Below are 14,121 nucleotides of genomic sequence, written 5' to 3'. Positions count from 1 at the left end.
GCTCCCGCTTGTCCGCGACTAAAGTTGGGGCTGTTGCACGAGGGGCAATGGCAGAGCCCGCGACGAGACGCCGCGGCTTTATGCGGATTGGGTTTTGTCCTAGACCGCGCGCCATGGACGTTGCCGACCTCGCCCTGACCCCGCTCCCGGACATCGTTCCCGATGTGCTGGCGCCCGGCCTCGACCTTGTGATCTGTGGCACTGCTCCGGGGACGATATCGGCCGCGCGGCAGGCCTATTACGCCAATCCGGGCAATCGGTTCTGGCGGATCCTCGCCGAGACCGGGCTTACGCCGCGTCTGCTCCGGCCCGAGCAATATCCCGAGATGCTGGCAATCGGCATCGGGCTGACCGATGTCTGCAAGACCGCCTTCGGGCAGGACGATACCCTGCCCGCAACGGGGTTCGACCGGGCGAGGCTGGCGGCAAGCCTGCGGCGGTACCTGCCCGGAGTGCTCGCCTTCAACAGTAAACGGGCCGCCTCCGCATTCCTTGGCGTGCCCACTGGCCGCCTCGCCTATGGCCGCCAGGAGGATTTGCCGGAGGCGGAACTTCCCGCGATTTTCGTACTGCCTTCGACCTCGGGCCTCGCCTGCCGTGCCTGGCACGCCGCGCCTTGGCATGAGCTGGCGGGACATGTGGCACGGCTCCGTGCGATGCGTTCAGCGAAACTTATCACCGGATCTTCACGAAGCACGGCTTTGTGAACCACGCCCGACAGTTCAAGGTAATAAACGCGGACTTCCCGCTTTCTCGACCACCGGAGCTGTAATGAAATCCTCTTCGATCCTCGCCCTTCTCGCCGGCGCAATTCTGCTCGCGGCCTGCGCTCAAGAGCCTGCCCGTAAGTTGCCGGTAAAAGAGACGGCGTCACCTGGCCAGAGTTCTGCGCCGACCGCGGGTGCAGGCAGTGCTGCCAAGGACACCAGAACCCAGTAAGTCCGCGCCCGGGGGCGGCGCGGCCTGCTTGCGGCCGCGCCGCCCCCAGAAAGCCGCTCAGCGAGTCACGAGATTTCGGAGGAAGCGCGCACTGCTTGGATCGGGCACCGGGGACCCTCACCAGTCCGGAGCTGCCGCGGAGGTCATGCGGGGTATCAGAGTGAAGTCCGGGCTGTGCCGCAAAAAGGCGCCATCAAGTTCGCCCGAGATGCGGCGGGTCAGGGTCTCCACCGCAAGACGCGCCAGTGCCTGTTTCGGTTGCGCGATGGTGGTGAGGCCGATGCGCGCTAAGCGGGCGAGCGCGATATCGTCGAAGCCAACCACCGAGAGATCTTCCGGCACCCGCAGACCCGCGCGCGCGGCGCAGTCGAGCACTTCGATGGCGTGGAGGTCGTTCGCGGCGAAAATGGCGGTAACCCGCTTGTCGCCGGTTAGCACCGCCTCAATCGGCGCCACGACACCGTCGATCAGCGCGGTATCGGGCTTTTCGTGCCAAAGCAGAAAACATGGCGCGAGACCGGCCTCTGTGAGGGCAGCGGCATAGCCGCCCCTACGATCGACATCAGCCTTTTCCTCCCGCACCGAGTCCGCGAAATAGGCGATACGCCGGTGCCCAAGCGCAATCAGGTGCCGCGTGGCCGCGGTCGCCGCCGCGACATCGTCCACCGCGACCACATCGCCCCAGTTCGCGGAACAGGTGACGAAGACGACCGGCACACGGTCACCCACGACGGTGCGCGCTCCCTCCGCATCGCCCGCGTAGGCGAGGAATAGGAGGCCGGCGACCCGGTGCTCGATGAGGTTACGGATGCCGGTGAATTCCACGTCCTCATCGACCTGCGTGTTGCAGATCATCACCTGAAAGCCGTGGAACGTGGCGAAGTGTTCGATGAACTTCGCCATCTCGGCATAGAAGGGATTGGCCAGGTCGCCTACCACCACGCCAAGTACCGCGCTGCGTTGCTGCACGAGCTGGCGGGCGACGATATTGGGCTGATAGCCAAGCGCGACGATTGCCGACTGCACGCGCTCGCGGGTCTGCGGGTTGACGCCGGCCACATTGCGAATGACGTTTGAGACGGTGGATTTCGACAGCCGCGAGAGTCGCGCCACATCATGGATCGTCGGTGGCCGGTTGCGCGGGGGCGGCACGGCTAGAGGGCCACTAAGCCGTTCGGCGCGTTTACCAGCCTGACGAAACCGCTATCCCCTGTGCTTCCCGCCGTCCGCCCGACCACCGCCGCGCGCGCCAAAGACATCAGGCAGACTCCCCGCATGGAGCGTTCCAGATGACGCAGCGCTCGGATGTCGTCAAGTTTTGGGGAAACTTCCTCCGCCGCGTCACCTCGGAGTTGGTCCGAGACGCCGTGGCGGATGATGCCGTCAGCCGAAATCAGTCCGGAACGAAGTTCAGGGCGACGCCGTTCATGCAGTAGCGCTCGTAGGTCGGCGGTGGGCCGTCGGGGAAGACATGGCCGAGATGGCCACCGCAGCGGCTGCAGTGAACCTCGGTGCGGACCATGCCCAGGCTGCGGTCCTCTGTCGCCTCGACCGCGCCGGCGAGGGGAACATTGAAGCTTGGCCAGCCGGTGCCGCTCTCGAACTTGGTGTCCCCGTGGAACAGGGCCTGCCCGCAGCCGGCGCATTCGAAGGTTCCGGCTCGCTTCTCGCGCAGCAGGGCGCAGCTGCCCGGCCGCTCCGTGCCGTGGTGCCGGAGCACCTGATACTGCTCGGGGGTGAGCAGGCGCTTCCACTCGGCGTCCGTGTGGGTCACGGGGTAGGTTTTGATCTCGGTCTGGGTGCTCATGCTTTGCCCTTCAACATCGCGCCGCGTGCTTCGGCCGCCCGGCGTGGGCGGTGCGCTCTGATTGACCCTATGGGGGTGCGCGGAGCACAATATCGGCATGATCGTGCTCATCGACAACTACGACAGTTTCACCTTCAACCTGGTGCAGTTCCTGGGCGACCTCGGCACGCCCAGCGAGGTCTGGCGTAACGACGCGATCAGCGTGGATGCGGTGGTGAGCATGGCGCCTGAGGCGATCGTGCTGTCGCCCGGTCCTTGCACGCCGAACGAGGCTGGCATCTGCCTCGACCTCATCCGCGCCACGGCGGGCAAGGTTCCTTTGCTAGGAGTTTGCCTCGGTCATCAGGCGATCGGGCAGGCTTTCGGGGGAGCGGTGGTGCGGGCGCCCTCGCCTATGCACGGCAAGGTCAGCGCCATCACGCATGGCGGCAGCGACGTGTTCGAGGGGCTGCCGAGCCCATTCCAGGCAACGCGGTATCATAGCCTGATCGTGGAGCGCTCGACCTTGCCGGGCGAACTGGAGCCGACTGCTTTTACCGAGGACGGGATCATCATGGGTCTGCGGCACCGCACCCTGCCGATCTTCGGCGTGCAGTTCCATCCCGAGAGCATTGCGAGCGAATACGGGCACGAGATCCTGGCAAACTTCCTGGCCATCGCGCGTGGCCGCAACGCTCCTGGCGATGTATCCCGCCGCGCCGCGTGAGCGGCGGATTACTGAGCCGCCGCCTCTTCTCGTGATACGCCTCGGTCTAACCGGCTCTCGGGCGACAAGCTCGTGACCGGTGGGATCCGGCCGCTGCTGGGCCGGCTCGCCCGAGGCGAGACGCTGACCGAGGCTGAAGCCGAGGCTGCCTTCGGGGCGATCATCACGGGCGATGCGACGCATGCGCAGATCGGCGGCATGCTGATGGCGATGCGCGTGCGCGGCGAGACGGTGGCCGAAATGGTCGGCGCCGTGCGGGCTTTGCGCGCGCGCATGGTGTCGATCATGGCGCCGGAGGGTGCCATCGATGTCTGCGGCACCGGGGGAGACGAGGCCGGAACGCTCAATATCTCAACCGCCGTGACCTTCGTGGTGGCGGGCTGCGGTGTGCCGGTCGCCAAGCATGGCAATAGAGCGCTGAGTTCCCAGGCCGGCGCCGCCGATGTGCTCGAACATCTCGGCATCCGCATCAATCTTCCGGCGGCGCGGCTTGAGGAAATCCTCGCCGATACCGGCTGCGCCTTCCTGTTCGCTCCTGCGCATCATCCGGCCTTGCGTCATGCGGCCCCGGTGCGGGCGGAACTCGGCACGCGGACATTGTTCAACCTGCTCGGGCCATTGGCCAATCCCGCCGGGGTGGCACGGCAGTTCACCGGGGTCTATGCCTCCCACTGGACGCGGCCGGTTGCCGAGGCGCTGGGCAGGCTGGGCACGAGCCATGCCTGGATCGTCCATGGCCAGGGCCTCGACGAACTGACGCTGTCCGGAACCAACCATATCTCGGTTCTCGAAGCTGGGCGGGTACAGGACGTCACCTTGGAAGCGTCGGAGGTCGGGTTGCCTCACGCGCCTCTGTCGGCGCTGCGCGGCGGGGACGCGGCGGCCAATGCGGCGGCTCTGATGCGGCTGCTGGAGGGCGAGGCCGGCGCCTATCGCGATACGGTACTCCTGAATGTGGCAGGTGCATTGATGGTAGCGGGGACTGTTACCGGCCTGACGGATGGTATAGCGGCGGCCGCGGCGGCCATCGATAGCGGGGCCGCACGGGCCGCGCTGGAGACTCTGCGGCGGGAAACCCAGACCGATGATGAAACGAAGACGAAATCATGACCACTGAGACCTCCGACCTCCTCGTCCAGATCTGCGCTCATACGCGGGCGGAGACTGAGCGGCGCCGTGGGGCGGTTTCGATTGAGGCGATGCGTCAGAAGGCGGCGGCGCAGAAGCCGCCGCGTGGCTTCGGGCGGACGCTGATGGACCACGTCAATATCAGCGGCGTGGCGCTGATCGCGGAGATCAAGAAAGCCTCGCCTTCGGGCGGCCTGATCCGCGAGGACTTCGATCCGGCGAAGCTTGCGCGCGCTTATGCGAATGGCGGAGCGACCTGTCTCTCGGTCCTGACCGACCAGCCGTATTTTCAGGGTGAGCCGGCGCATCTCAAGGCGGCGAGGGAGGCGGTGCCTCTGCCGGTTCTGCGCAAGGATTTCATCCTCGAGCCTTGGCAGGTTTACGAGAGCCGGGCGATGGGTGCGGATTGCATTCTGCTGATCATGGCCGCGCTCACCGATAATGAAGCGCGTGAGCTGGAGGCGCTGGCCCGGGCGATCGACCTCGACGTGCTGGCCGAGGTGCATGATGAGGCGGAGCTTGATCGCGCCCTGGGACTGCAGACGCCGCTCATTGGCATAAATAATCGTAATCTCAAGACGCTGAAGATCGATCTTCATACTTCGATCAAGCTTGCGCCGCTGGTGCCGCCCGACAAGTTTCTTGTCGCGGAGAGCGGCATACGCACGGCGGCCGACGTGCGCCAGCTCGTCGAGGGCGGGATCCAATGCTACCTCGTCGGCGAGAGCCTGATGCGCCAGCCGGATGTGACGCAGGCGGTGCGCGCCCTGATTGGCCCCGAGCGGGCGGCGCACGGCGCTTGAGCGGCGATGCCCTCACCCATTTCGATGCGGCCGGCCAGGCCATCATGGTTGATGTTTCCGGCAAGTCGGTAACCGAGCGGGAGGCGACAGCACGCGCTCGCGTTACGATGCGGGCCGAGACATTGGCGATCATCTTGGGCGGCACGGCGAAAAAGGGTGATGTGCTGGGTGTCGCGCGGATCGCGGGCATCATGGCTGCCAAGCGCACGGCCGATCTCATTCCGCTTTGCCACCCCCTGCCCCTCTCCGCCGTGACGGTCGAACTCACGACCGATGCGGGCGGGTCGGCGGTCGAGATCGTCGCCACCGTCCGCACCGTGGGGCGGACTGGGGTGGAGATGGAGGCGCTGACCGCGGCGTCCGTCGCGGCGCTGACGGTTTACGACATGTGCAAGGCGGTGGATCGAGGCATGGTCGTCGAGGGGTTGCGCGTCGTCGCCAAATCCGGTGGCGCGTCTGGCGATTTCCACGCGCCATGATCTCGGTGGCGGAGGCGCGGACGCGGATCCTGAGCGGCCTGGTGCCGACAGGGGCTGAGATCGTGAGCCTTGCCGAGGCGGCAGGGCGGGTGACCGCGGCGCCGGTCGTGGCGCGGGTGAGCCATCCGCCCGCGGATGTTTCCGCGATGGACGGCTACGCGGTTCGGGCAGCGGATGCGGCGCAAGGCGCCCGGCTGCGGCTGATTGGCGCGGCACCGGCGGGGCATCCCTTCGCCGGGAAGGTGGCTGCCGGGGAAGCCGTGCGGCTTTTCACTGGCAGCGTCGTGCCCGAGGGGGCCGATACCATCCTCATCCAGGAGAACGCGGAGCGCGACGGCGAGGAGGTGATCGTCACCGTATCGCCCGCGCCCGACCGGCATATCCGGCCGGAGGGGCAGGATTTCGCCACCGGCGAGACCCTTATCCCGGCCGGGGTGCGCCTGCTGGCTCGGCTGGTCGGTCTCGCGGCGAGCGGGGGTCATCCCTGGCTCTCCGTACATCGGGCGCCGAGGGTCGCCATCCTTTCCACCGGCGATGAGATTGCCTTGCCGGGTGAGCCGCTGAGGCCCGGCGGCGTGGTGGCCTCGAACGGTCCTGCGATCGCCGCCCTCGTGCGTGCGGCCGGAGGTGAACCGGTGCTGCTGCCGACGGCTCCCGATACGCTCGAAGGGATCGCCGAGGCGGCTGCGGGGGCTCGGGGCGCGGATCTCCTGGTGACGACGGGCGGGGCGAGCGTCGGGGACCACGATCTGGTGCAGGCGGCGCTGGCGGCGCAGGGGATGGTGCTCGATTTCTGGCGCATCGCGATGCGCCCGGGCAAGCCGCTGATGTACGGGCGGCTTGGCGATATGCCGATGCTGGGGCTGCCGGGCAATCCGGTTTCTGCTTTGGTCTGCGGCATCCTGTTCCTGATGCCCGCGATCGCGCGGCTGACCGGGCTTCCGGGTGATCCACCGATGGCGGAACCGGTGCGGCTCGGGGCCGCGATGCCCGCCAATGACGGGCGCGAGGATTATGTGCGTGCGAGCCTGCTGACCCAGGATGCCGGAGGATGGATCGCGCATCCCTTCCCGGTGCAGGATTCCGGGATGCTCAGCCGGCTGGCGCGGGCTGATGCTCTGGTCATTCGGCCACCGCACGCGCCAGCCCTGGACGCCGGCGCGATAGTGCCGGCGATACGTCTGGCGCCGCTGGGGATTTAGCGGTGACCACCGTTCCGTACCGCCGGACGCCCGAGGGCGTGATGCTGGCGGTGCGTTTGGTGCCTCGTGCCAACCGCAACGGGCTGGATGGTGTCGTGGTCGGCGCGGAGGGGCGCGCGGCGCTTCAGCTTAGGCTGGTCGCGCCTCCGGTAGAGGGCGCGGCGAATGCGGCGCTCGTCGCTTTTCTGGCGACCGCGCTTGAGTTGCGAAAGGGGGCGGTGACAATCAGGTCCGGTGAGAGGTCACGGTTGAAGGTGGTGATCCTCTCGGGTGACGGTGAGGCGATCGAAGGACGGCTGGCGGAGTGGATCGTTGGCGAGGATTGACGACTCCTTTCACCGCACGACAGGCCTCCCTCCCCCAACTCGGGGTTGATCCCGTTCGCGCGTGGGGCCACCCCTAGGGGCATGTTCCGTTTCTTCGAAGCCATCCTTCAGCCAACCGAGGTCGATCCGGATCGACCGCCGCCTACCATGGATCAACCGCATCCCCTCGCGAGCTTCTACTGGCATTTCGTGCGCCAGACTCCGGGACTGGTTTTGGCGCTGTTCGCCGCCGGGCTAGCGGTCGCCGCGCTGGATGTGACGATCCCGGTCTTCGTCGGCCGCATCGTCTCGCTGGTGACCAATCATACGCCGAAGACGCTGATCCCCGATGCCGGATGGCAACTGGTCACCATGCTGGTGGTGCTGCTGGTGGTGCGGCCGGCGGCGCTTCTGGCGCAGAACTTGGTGACCAACCAGACGATCGTGCCGAGCGTGACCAATCTCATCCGCTGGCAAAATCACTGGCACGTCGCGCGGCAGAGCTGGACGTTCTTTCAGAATGACTTTGCCGGCCGCATCGCGACGCGTGTCATGCAGACTGGGCCGTCGCTACGAGAGAGCGTGGTCTCGGCGACCAATGCGGTTTGGTACATCCTTGTCTATGGTTCGAGTTCGGCGGTGCTGCTCAGTCGCGCCGATTGGCGGCTCGCCATGCCGATCCTCATCTGGTTCATCGTCTATGCGACGATGCTGCGTCTGTTTGTGCCACGCATGCGGGAACGGTCGCGCGCGATGTCGACGGTTCGCTCGGGTCTCACGGGCCGCGTGGTTGATAGCTACAGCAATATTCTGACGGTCAAATTGTTCGCACGGGTTCGCGCGGAGGATGACTTTATTCGCCAGGGGATCGACGAGCACACGAATGCTTTTCGCTATCAACTACGCCTCACCACGGTCTGGAACATCACCCAGGCGATGACGAATGCGCTGATGGTAACTGGCACCGGCACAATCGGCGTGTGGCTGTGGCTGGATGGCCGGGTGCCCGTTGGCACCGTCGCGATGGCGATCCCGATGGCGTGGCAGATCGCGAATATCTCGGCCTGGGTGTCGCAGAACATCACCTCGATCTTCGAGAATGTCGGCACGGTGCAGGATGGCATGCGCTCGATCGCGCAGCCGTTGCAGATGCCCGACGCGCCAGACGCCGTGCCGCTAAGGCTAGACCATGGCGCCATCCGCTTCGAGAATGTGGTCTTCGATTATGGCCGCACGCCGGAGATCAATTTCCAGGGCCGCCTCGGCGGCGTGCTGCGCGGCGTTTCGCTCGATATCGCGCCGGGCGAGCGGATTGGGCTGGTGGGACGGTCGGGCACGGGCAAATCGACGCTCGTCAACCTGCTGCTGCATTTCTACGATCCCGCGACGGGGCGCATTCTCGTCGACGGGCAAGATATCGCGGGTTTGACGCAGGAGAGTTTGCGCGCGGCGATTGGGATGGTGACGCAGGATACGTCGCTGCTGCATCGCTCGATCCGCGACAATATTCGTTTCGGACGGCCGCATGCGACGGAGGCTGAGATTCGTGGTGCCGCCGAACGCGCTCATGCGCTGAGCTTCATCGAGGGGTTGCGCGACAATGAAGGCCGCGTGGGTTTCGAGAGCCATGTGGGGGAGCGCGGCGTGAAGCTTTCCGGCGGCCAGCGGCAGCGTATCGCCATCGCGCGGGTCATTCTCAAGAACGCACCGATTCTCGTGCTGGACGAAGCGACCTCGGCGCTGGATTCAGAGGTCGAGGCGGCAATTCAGGAGCAGCTCACGGGGCTGATGGAGGGCCGCACGGTTATCGCCATCGCGCATCGGCTTTCCACCATCGCGCAGATGGACCGCCTGGTGGTGCTGGATCAGGGCCGCATCGCGGAAGAGGGCACCCATGACGCGCTCATCGCGCGGGGCGGCATCTATGCGTCACTGTGGCAGCGACAGTCTGGCGGAAGCGACGCGGCGCGGCGCGAGGGTCAGCTCGCAGCGATGATCTAGGGTCCGGACTCAGCCAGCCTGCCAACAGACGATCAGGTCACTCCTCCTTCTCTAAAACTGGCGCGCCGGTGGTTCGGCGCTCGCGACCCGATCGAGGTTCGCGATCAGGCGCGTCAGCAGGTTGACGAGCTGCCCGGCCTCCTCGTCCGTGAAGTCGCGCAGTACTTCGCGATTGCCTTGAAGGAGGACAGCAACCGCGTCGGGCAGGCGCGCTTCCGCGACCTCGGTCAGCGTGATGCGGCTGCTGCGGCCATCGGCAGGGTCAGGTGTCCTCTCGATCAGCCGGTCCCGCTCCATGCGGGCGAGCATCTGCGCCATCGGCGGCTGCTCGATCTTGGCGAAGCGGGCGAGATCACGTTGCGTGCTTGCCCGGCCATCCTGAAGTGCGACCAGCACGGGCAGATGTCCAACGCCGAAGCCGAGCGGCTTGAGCCGCGCTTCGCTGAGGCGGGCGAAGCCGCGTGCCGCGAGGCTGATCAGGTGCCCCGGCGTCGAGAGCACATCCAGGTCCATCGCCCTCATTCCTTGCACCTACTGTCTTGCTGATGCATATGTGCATATGTAATTGAATTGACCTCTCACACAGCGCCCGCACTATGCAAGGAGAATCCCGATGGACGATGACGTCAAAACCCTCGAACACATCTACGATCGCTTCAACGCGCGGGATATCGACGGCGTGCTGGCCATGCTCGCCGATGATGTCGCCTGGGCCAATGGCATGGATGGTGGCCATGTCCACGGCCACGAGGCCATTCGCGGGTACTGGACAAGCCAGTGGGCCTTGGTCAGTCCGTGTGTTGAGCCTGTGGGCTTTCATCGGGCTGAGGATGGCGCGATCGTCGCGGAGGTCCGGCAATCCGTCCGCGATCTCGAGGGCAAACCGCTCCGGGGGCAGGCGCACGGGCTGAAAGACAGGACGGTCGGGCACGTTTTTCGTTTTCGAGAGGGCAAGGTGGCTCGCTTCGACATTCAGGATGCTGCCTAGGGCCAGACTTTTAGAGTGCGTTCTTGCCGTGGGACCACGTGCGGTAACGTCGGTTGCTCATTGGACGGCAAGGAGTAGCGCGCTATCTGATTCGTGACGTCTCCGGAGAACACCGTCATGCGCCTGCTGCTCGCTTTGCTGCTTCCCGGCATTTCGTTTTTCACGATCGGACGGCCTTGGGCAGGGATACTCTGCCTTTTCTTGCACGCGACCATTATCGGCTGGGTGCCGGCGGCGATCTGGTCCGTCTATGCCCTTAACCAGTGGGAGACGGATCGCAAGCTGCGCCTCGCGGGGTATCAGATCTAACGGCTCAGGCCGCGCAACCCCAATGCGGCCGCGCCGATGATTCCTGCGTCATTGCCGGTTTCGGCGAGGAGGAGCTGAGGCGGCCGGCCGAAGGGCGCCCAGTAGAAGCCTTCGAGGAAAGGCCTCACCGTATCGAGCAGGAAGGTTCCCGCGAGCGATAGGCCGCCGCCGAGAATGACGGCTTCGAGGTTGAGCATATTCGACATCATGCCAATCGCCTGAGCGATCCAGCGGCCCCCTTCCCGCACCACGCGCAGTGCAATCTCGTCGCCCGATTTCGCGAGATCGAAGACTTGCTTCGTGGTTGTCACGTCATGACCGTCCGGGCCGAGAAATTGGTAGCGCCGCAGCAGCGCCGTCGCGCTGGCGAGGAATTCGAAGGTGCCGGGAACGCGGCTGGGCAGGTCACTGCGGTTGGGATCCAGGCAGATCGCGCCGATCTCGGGCGGCAGGCCGTCCGGCCCCTCGATCACCTGCCCATCGATCACCACGGCGCCGCCGATGCCGGTACCGAGGGTTAGGACGGCGAAGCGCTGGAAAGCGCGGCCGGCGCCGCAGTCCAATTCGCCCGCTGTGGCGCATACGCCGTCGTTGCCGACTACGGTCGGCAGGCCGAAGCGCTCCTCGAAGCTTGCCTTGAGGGATCCACCGGCCAGCGGCGGGGCATTCGGCACAGGCTTCATGATCGCTCCTGTCCGCGGATTAGCATAGCCGGGGATGCCGACACCGATCGCCACCGGGGCCGGATCCGCATCGATCATTCGCTCGATCTCGCCGCCGATCTGCGCCGCGAAGGCCGAAAACTGCAGCGCACGGTCGAGTGGCAGGGCGCGGCGCGTGAGAATATGGCCATCCCCTCGCACCAGGCCGAGCTTAACCGAGGTGCCGCCGACATCAACGCCGATGGCGTGGCGGAGCCTGCCTTCGGACATCAGGCAGCCCGGATCTTGACGTTCAGCCGCTTGCCGAGATCGGGATAGATCATACCCGGAACCTCGATCCCTTTCGCGCGAGCGATGTGGAAGGCGATCCATTGGAAGGGGAATAGCACCCAGGTTGCATCCGCCCAGCCCGCCTTCGTCTTCGGCCAGTCGATCGCGAGGTCGAAACGCGTGGCGAAGTCAGATAGGTTGGCGATGGCGAGCTTGGGGCCGAGTGCCGTCAGGGCCTCACCGAGATTCGCGGCGACCCGGGCCTCATCGACGTCACGGGCGATGACGATGACGAGGCTGCGGTCGTTGGTGCCATAGGCGTGGCCGTGCAGCGCTTCCTCGATGTCATAGCCGGAGGTCGGGACGCCGGTGATCTCGGCGATCTTGAGGCCGCCCTCGATGGCACTGCCGACATGGCCGAATTGGCCTGCGACCTGGATGTAGTCGGGCACGCCGTAGCGGGCGAGGAGATCGACGGCGGCGGCCTCGGATTGCCGCACTGTGGTTTCGAGCGTGGCTTCGAGCCCGGCCGTGTCCGGCTTCTCGCCGCCGAGGTGGCCGGCGATGGTGAGCAAGGTCAGGACGCTCGCGGTATAGCCCTTGGTCTTCGGGCCGGCTTTTTCCTCGCCGATCGGCATGAGCACCATCTCGGCGCCGGTTTGGCCGAGCGGACTGCCCTCCTCACCGACGACGGCGACGGTCGGCAGACCAAGCGTGACCGACTGGCGCACCGCCTCTACTGTCGTCGTGCTGCGGCCGGATTGGGAAAGGGCGAGAACCAATGCCTTCGGGCCTTGGGCACGCGGCGAGTATCTCAGGAAGGCCTCAGGCTCTTTGAAGGAGAGCGTGGCACCGGTCGCTTGCTCGAGCGCAGGGCCGGCGGCGATGAGCGCATTCATCGAGGAGCCGGTGCCGAGGAGGATGAGACGCTCGGGCCGGCTCGCGAGGCTCGGGAGCGCCGCCAATTTGGGCGCGACGAGGTCGGGCAGCGCCGAGAGAATGGCGGGCTGCTCGCGGATGTAGCCGTCGATCTTCATCGTCATCTCCCTGTCGGGTGGGCTGTTCATCCTAGAATAAATCCATTTGAATGAATTAACCAAGAGGCGAGGTCATCGCCACGGGAGAGGGAAACGTGCTGCAAGGCACCAACATCGAGCACGCGAAGGCGCTCAATCGCCGCGTGATATTGGAGGCTGTGCGACGGAGCGGCCCGATCACGCGGGCGGATCTCGCGCGGCTGACGGGGCTCACGGCTCAGGCGGTGTCCAATATCTCGGCGGAGTTGGCCGAAGCCGGGCTCATCCGCGAGGGGGCTCTGAGGCGTGGACAGCGCGGGCAGCCGGCGACGGAGATTTCGCTCGATCCCCAGGGCGGATTCGCGATCGGCCTCAACCTGGGCCACCAAACGCTGAGCGGCGTGCTCGTGGACCTTGCAGGGGATGTTGTTGCGACGGAATCTCGTCCTTTGGCACAGGTCGTGCTGCCATTGGAGACTCTGGTGGATGAGATGGAGGCGGCGGTGGAGACACTGCTGCAACGAGCCGCATTGCCGCGCGCAAAGCTATGGGGCGTGGGTTGTGGTTTGCCGGGCTTGGTGCGGAATGGCGTGCTGACAGTCGAGACGATGATGGCGGGGGTGCAGGACCTGCAATACCCTCTCGCCGAGGTGCTGAGCGCCCGGCTCGGCCTGCCGGTGATCGCCGAAAACGACGCGCGCGCCGGGGCCATCGGCGAGCGGCTACATGGCGTCGGGCGTGTCGCTCGGCATTTCTTCTATTTGCATTTCGGGCTGGGCACCGGCGGCGGCATGGTCGTTGCGGGCGAACATTATCGCGGCGGATCGGGCGGCGCGGGCGAAATCGGGCATATGATCGTCAAGCCCGGGGGCCGCCCCTGCTCCTGCGGCAATCGGGGCTGCCTGGAACAGTATGTTTCGATCTACGCGGCCGCCGAGGCGGTGAGCGGACCGGACCGCGTGCCCGATAGCGTGCGGATGGAGGAGCTTGCCGAGCGGATGGCCGCGCGTGACCCGCTGCTGCTTGGATGGATCGCCGATGCGGCGCCGTATCTGCGTCTCGCCATCCACAATATCGAGGTCATGTTCGATCCGGAGACCGTGGTGATTGGCGGCGACCTGCCTGACACTGTACGGGACGCCTTGATCTCCGAGACCGAGCCGTTGTTGCCATCGGTGCATCCCGATGCGCAGCGACAGTTACCACGCCTATCGCTCGCTCGTGCGCAGGACATGCCTGCGCTTGGGGCCGCAGCGCTTCCGATTTCGATCATGGTGCAACCGAGTTTGGACCTATTGTGGAAATCGCGGCCGACGGAAGGCAATGCGAAGTTGAGCCAGGCTCAGACCGTGCTTGGCTCGCGATAGAAGCTGTTCGATTAACCAAATCGTTTCGTATGTTTGTGAAACGCCCGCTGCGTCCGAGAGAACACTGCATTTCACTGGACGCTCAACCGGCTTGCGCCACGCTCCGCTTCGGCGATTGTATTGTCGAGGGGCGTCGAGA

General features: G+C 65.8%; 16 protein-coding genes. 11 read left to right on the top strand and 5 right to left on the bottom strand.

The features are described from left to right. Positions 1-113 precede the first annotated feature (113 nt). The gene (locus tag GSQ83_RS24925) at positions 114-707 is read left to right on the top strand and encodes a mismatch-specific DNA-glycosylase (RefSeq protein ID WP_158805550.1); all 594 of its coding nucleotides are present in this window, start codon (positions 114-116) and stop codon (positions 705-707) included. A 349-nt stretch (positions 708-1,056) separates the two neighbouring features. Here the strand turns inward: GSQ83_RS24925 and GSQ83_RS24920 are convergent, their stop codons facing one another. Continuing rightward, on the bottom strand, positions 1,057-2,052 hold the full coding sequence (locus GSQ83_RS24920) for a LacI family DNA-binding transcriptional regulator (protein WP_158805549.1): 996 nt from the start codon (positions 2,050-2,052) through the stop codon (positions 1,057-1,059). 280 nt (positions 2,053-2,332) lie between these two features. Then, positions 2,333-2,746: a peptide-methionine (R)-S-oxide reductase MsrB gene (gene msrB / locus GSQ83_RS24915; protein WP_158805548.1), complete on the bottom strand. Its 414-nt coding sequence runs from the start codon at positions 2,744-2,746 to the stop codon at positions 2,333-2,335. Between the two features lie 97 nt (positions 2,747-2,843). On the opposite strand from msrB, the gene GSQ83_RS24910 reads away from it, so the two are divergent. The 7 genes from GSQ83_RS24910 to GSQ83_RS24880 all read left to right on the top strand — a co-directional run bounded on the left by GSQ83_RS24910 (position 2,844) and on the right by GSQ83_RS24880 (position 9,370). Further along, entirely contained in the window at positions 2,844-3,452 is a 609-nt protein-coding gene (locus GSQ83_RS24910; protein WP_158805547.1) for an aminodeoxychorismate/anthranilate synthase component II, read from the top strand. 72 nt (positions 3,453-3,524) lie between these two features. Continuing rightward, positions 3,525-4,562 (top strand): anthranilate phosphoribosyltransferase, encoded by a 1,038-nt coding sequence (gene trpD, locus GSQ83_RS24905; RefSeq protein ID WP_158805546.1) that lies wholly within the window; start codon positions 3,525-3,527, stop codon positions 4,560-4,562. Further along, the gene (trpC, locus tag GSQ83_RS24900) at positions 4,559-5,383 is read left to right on the top strand and encodes an indole-3-glycerol phosphate synthase TrpC (RefSeq protein ID WP_158805545.1); all 825 of its coding nucleotides are present in this window, start codon (positions 4,559-4,561) and stop codon (positions 5,381-5,383) included. The genes trpD and trpC overlap by 4 nt, the downstream gene beginning before the upstream one ends. After that, positions 5,380-5,862, top strand: a complete 483-nt coding sequence (gene moaC / locus GSQ83_RS24895) for a cyclic pyranopterin monophosphate synthase MoaC (protein WP_256367077.1) — start codon at positions 5,380-5,382, stop codon at positions 5,860-5,862. Before trpC ends, moaC begins: the two co-directional genes overlap by 4 nt. After that, entirely contained in the window at positions 5,859-7,064 is a 1,206-nt protein-coding gene (gene glp, locus GSQ83_RS24890) for a gephyrin-like molybdotransferase Glp (RefSeq protein WP_158805543.1), read from the top strand. Before moaC ends, glp begins: the two co-directional genes overlap by 4 nt. A gap of 2 nt (positions 7,065-7,066) precedes the next feature. Then, entirely contained in the window at positions 7,067-7,390 is a 324-nt protein-coding gene (locus GSQ83_RS24885; RefSeq protein ID WP_216850561.1) for a DUF167 domain-containing protein, read from the top strand. An 81-nt stretch (positions 7,391-7,471) separates the two neighbouring features. Continuing rightward, entirely contained in the window at positions 7,472-9,370 is a 1,899-nt protein-coding gene (locus GSQ83_RS24880; RefSeq protein WP_158805542.1) for an ABC transporter ATP-binding protein, read from the top strand. A gap of 51 nt (positions 9,371-9,421) precedes the next feature. On the opposite strand, the gene GSQ83_RS24875 is transcribed toward GSQ83_RS24880, so the two are convergent. Next, entirely contained in the window at positions 9,422-9,883 is a 462-nt protein-coding gene (locus GSQ83_RS24875; protein WP_158805541.1) for a MarR family winged helix-turn-helix transcriptional regulator, read from the bottom strand. Positions 9,884-9,983: 100 nt separating this feature from the next. Here GSQ83_RS24875 and GSQ83_RS24870 point away from each other — a divergent pair, with 100 nt between their 5' ends. Together GSQ83_RS24870 and GSQ83_RS24865 are read left to right on the top strand one after the other, a co-directional pair. After that, positions 9,984-10,358, top strand: coding sequence for a nuclear transport factor 2 family protein (locus tag GSQ83_RS24870; protein WP_158805540.1), 375 nt, complete (start codon positions 9,984-9,986; stop codon positions 10,356-10,358). A gap of 117 nt (positions 10,359-10,475) precedes the next feature. Further along, positions 10,476-10,667, top strand: coding sequence for a YqaE/Pmp3 family membrane protein (locus tag GSQ83_RS24865; protein ID WP_158805539.1), 192 nt, complete (start codon positions 10,476-10,478; stop codon positions 10,665-10,667). Here GSQ83_RS24865 and GSQ83_RS24860 read toward each other — a convergent pair. Together GSQ83_RS24860 and GSQ83_RS24855 are read right to left on the bottom strand one after the other, a co-directional pair. Beyond that, a complete protein-coding gene (locus GSQ83_RS24860; protein WP_158805538.1) occupies positions 10,664-11,599 on the bottom strand; it encodes an ROK family protein in 936 nt (311 codons plus the stop codon). The two genes, GSQ83_RS24865 and GSQ83_RS24860, sit on opposite strands and share 4 nt — an antisense overlap. After that, positions 11,599-12,636 (bottom strand): SIS domain-containing protein, encoded by a 1,038-nt coding sequence (locus GSQ83_RS24855; protein WP_158805537.1) that lies wholly within the window; start codon positions 12,634-12,636, stop codon positions 11,599-11,601. The genes GSQ83_RS24860 and GSQ83_RS24855 overlap by 1 nt, the downstream gene beginning before the upstream one ends. Positions 12,637-12,731: 95 nt before the next feature. Here GSQ83_RS24855 and GSQ83_RS24850 point away from each other — a divergent pair, with 95 nt between their 5' ends. Then, complete coding sequence (locus tag GSQ83_RS24850) at positions 12,732-13,982, top strand: ROK family transcriptional regulator (protein ID WP_158805536.1); 1,251 nt, start codon at positions 12,732-12,734, stop codon at positions 13,980-13,982. The last annotated feature ends 139 nt before the right edge of the window (positions 13,983-14,121 follow it).

Origin of the sequence: Acidisoma sp. L85, from assembly GCF_009765865.1 — a bacterium.
In the GTDB taxonomy this organism is placed as follows: domain Bacteria; phylum Pseudomonadota; class Alphaproteobacteria; order Acetobacterales; family Acetobacteraceae; genus Acidisoma.
The sequence above is the reverse complement of the archived record's forward strand: the minus strand, read 5'-3'. Positions and strand labels throughout refer to the sequence as shown.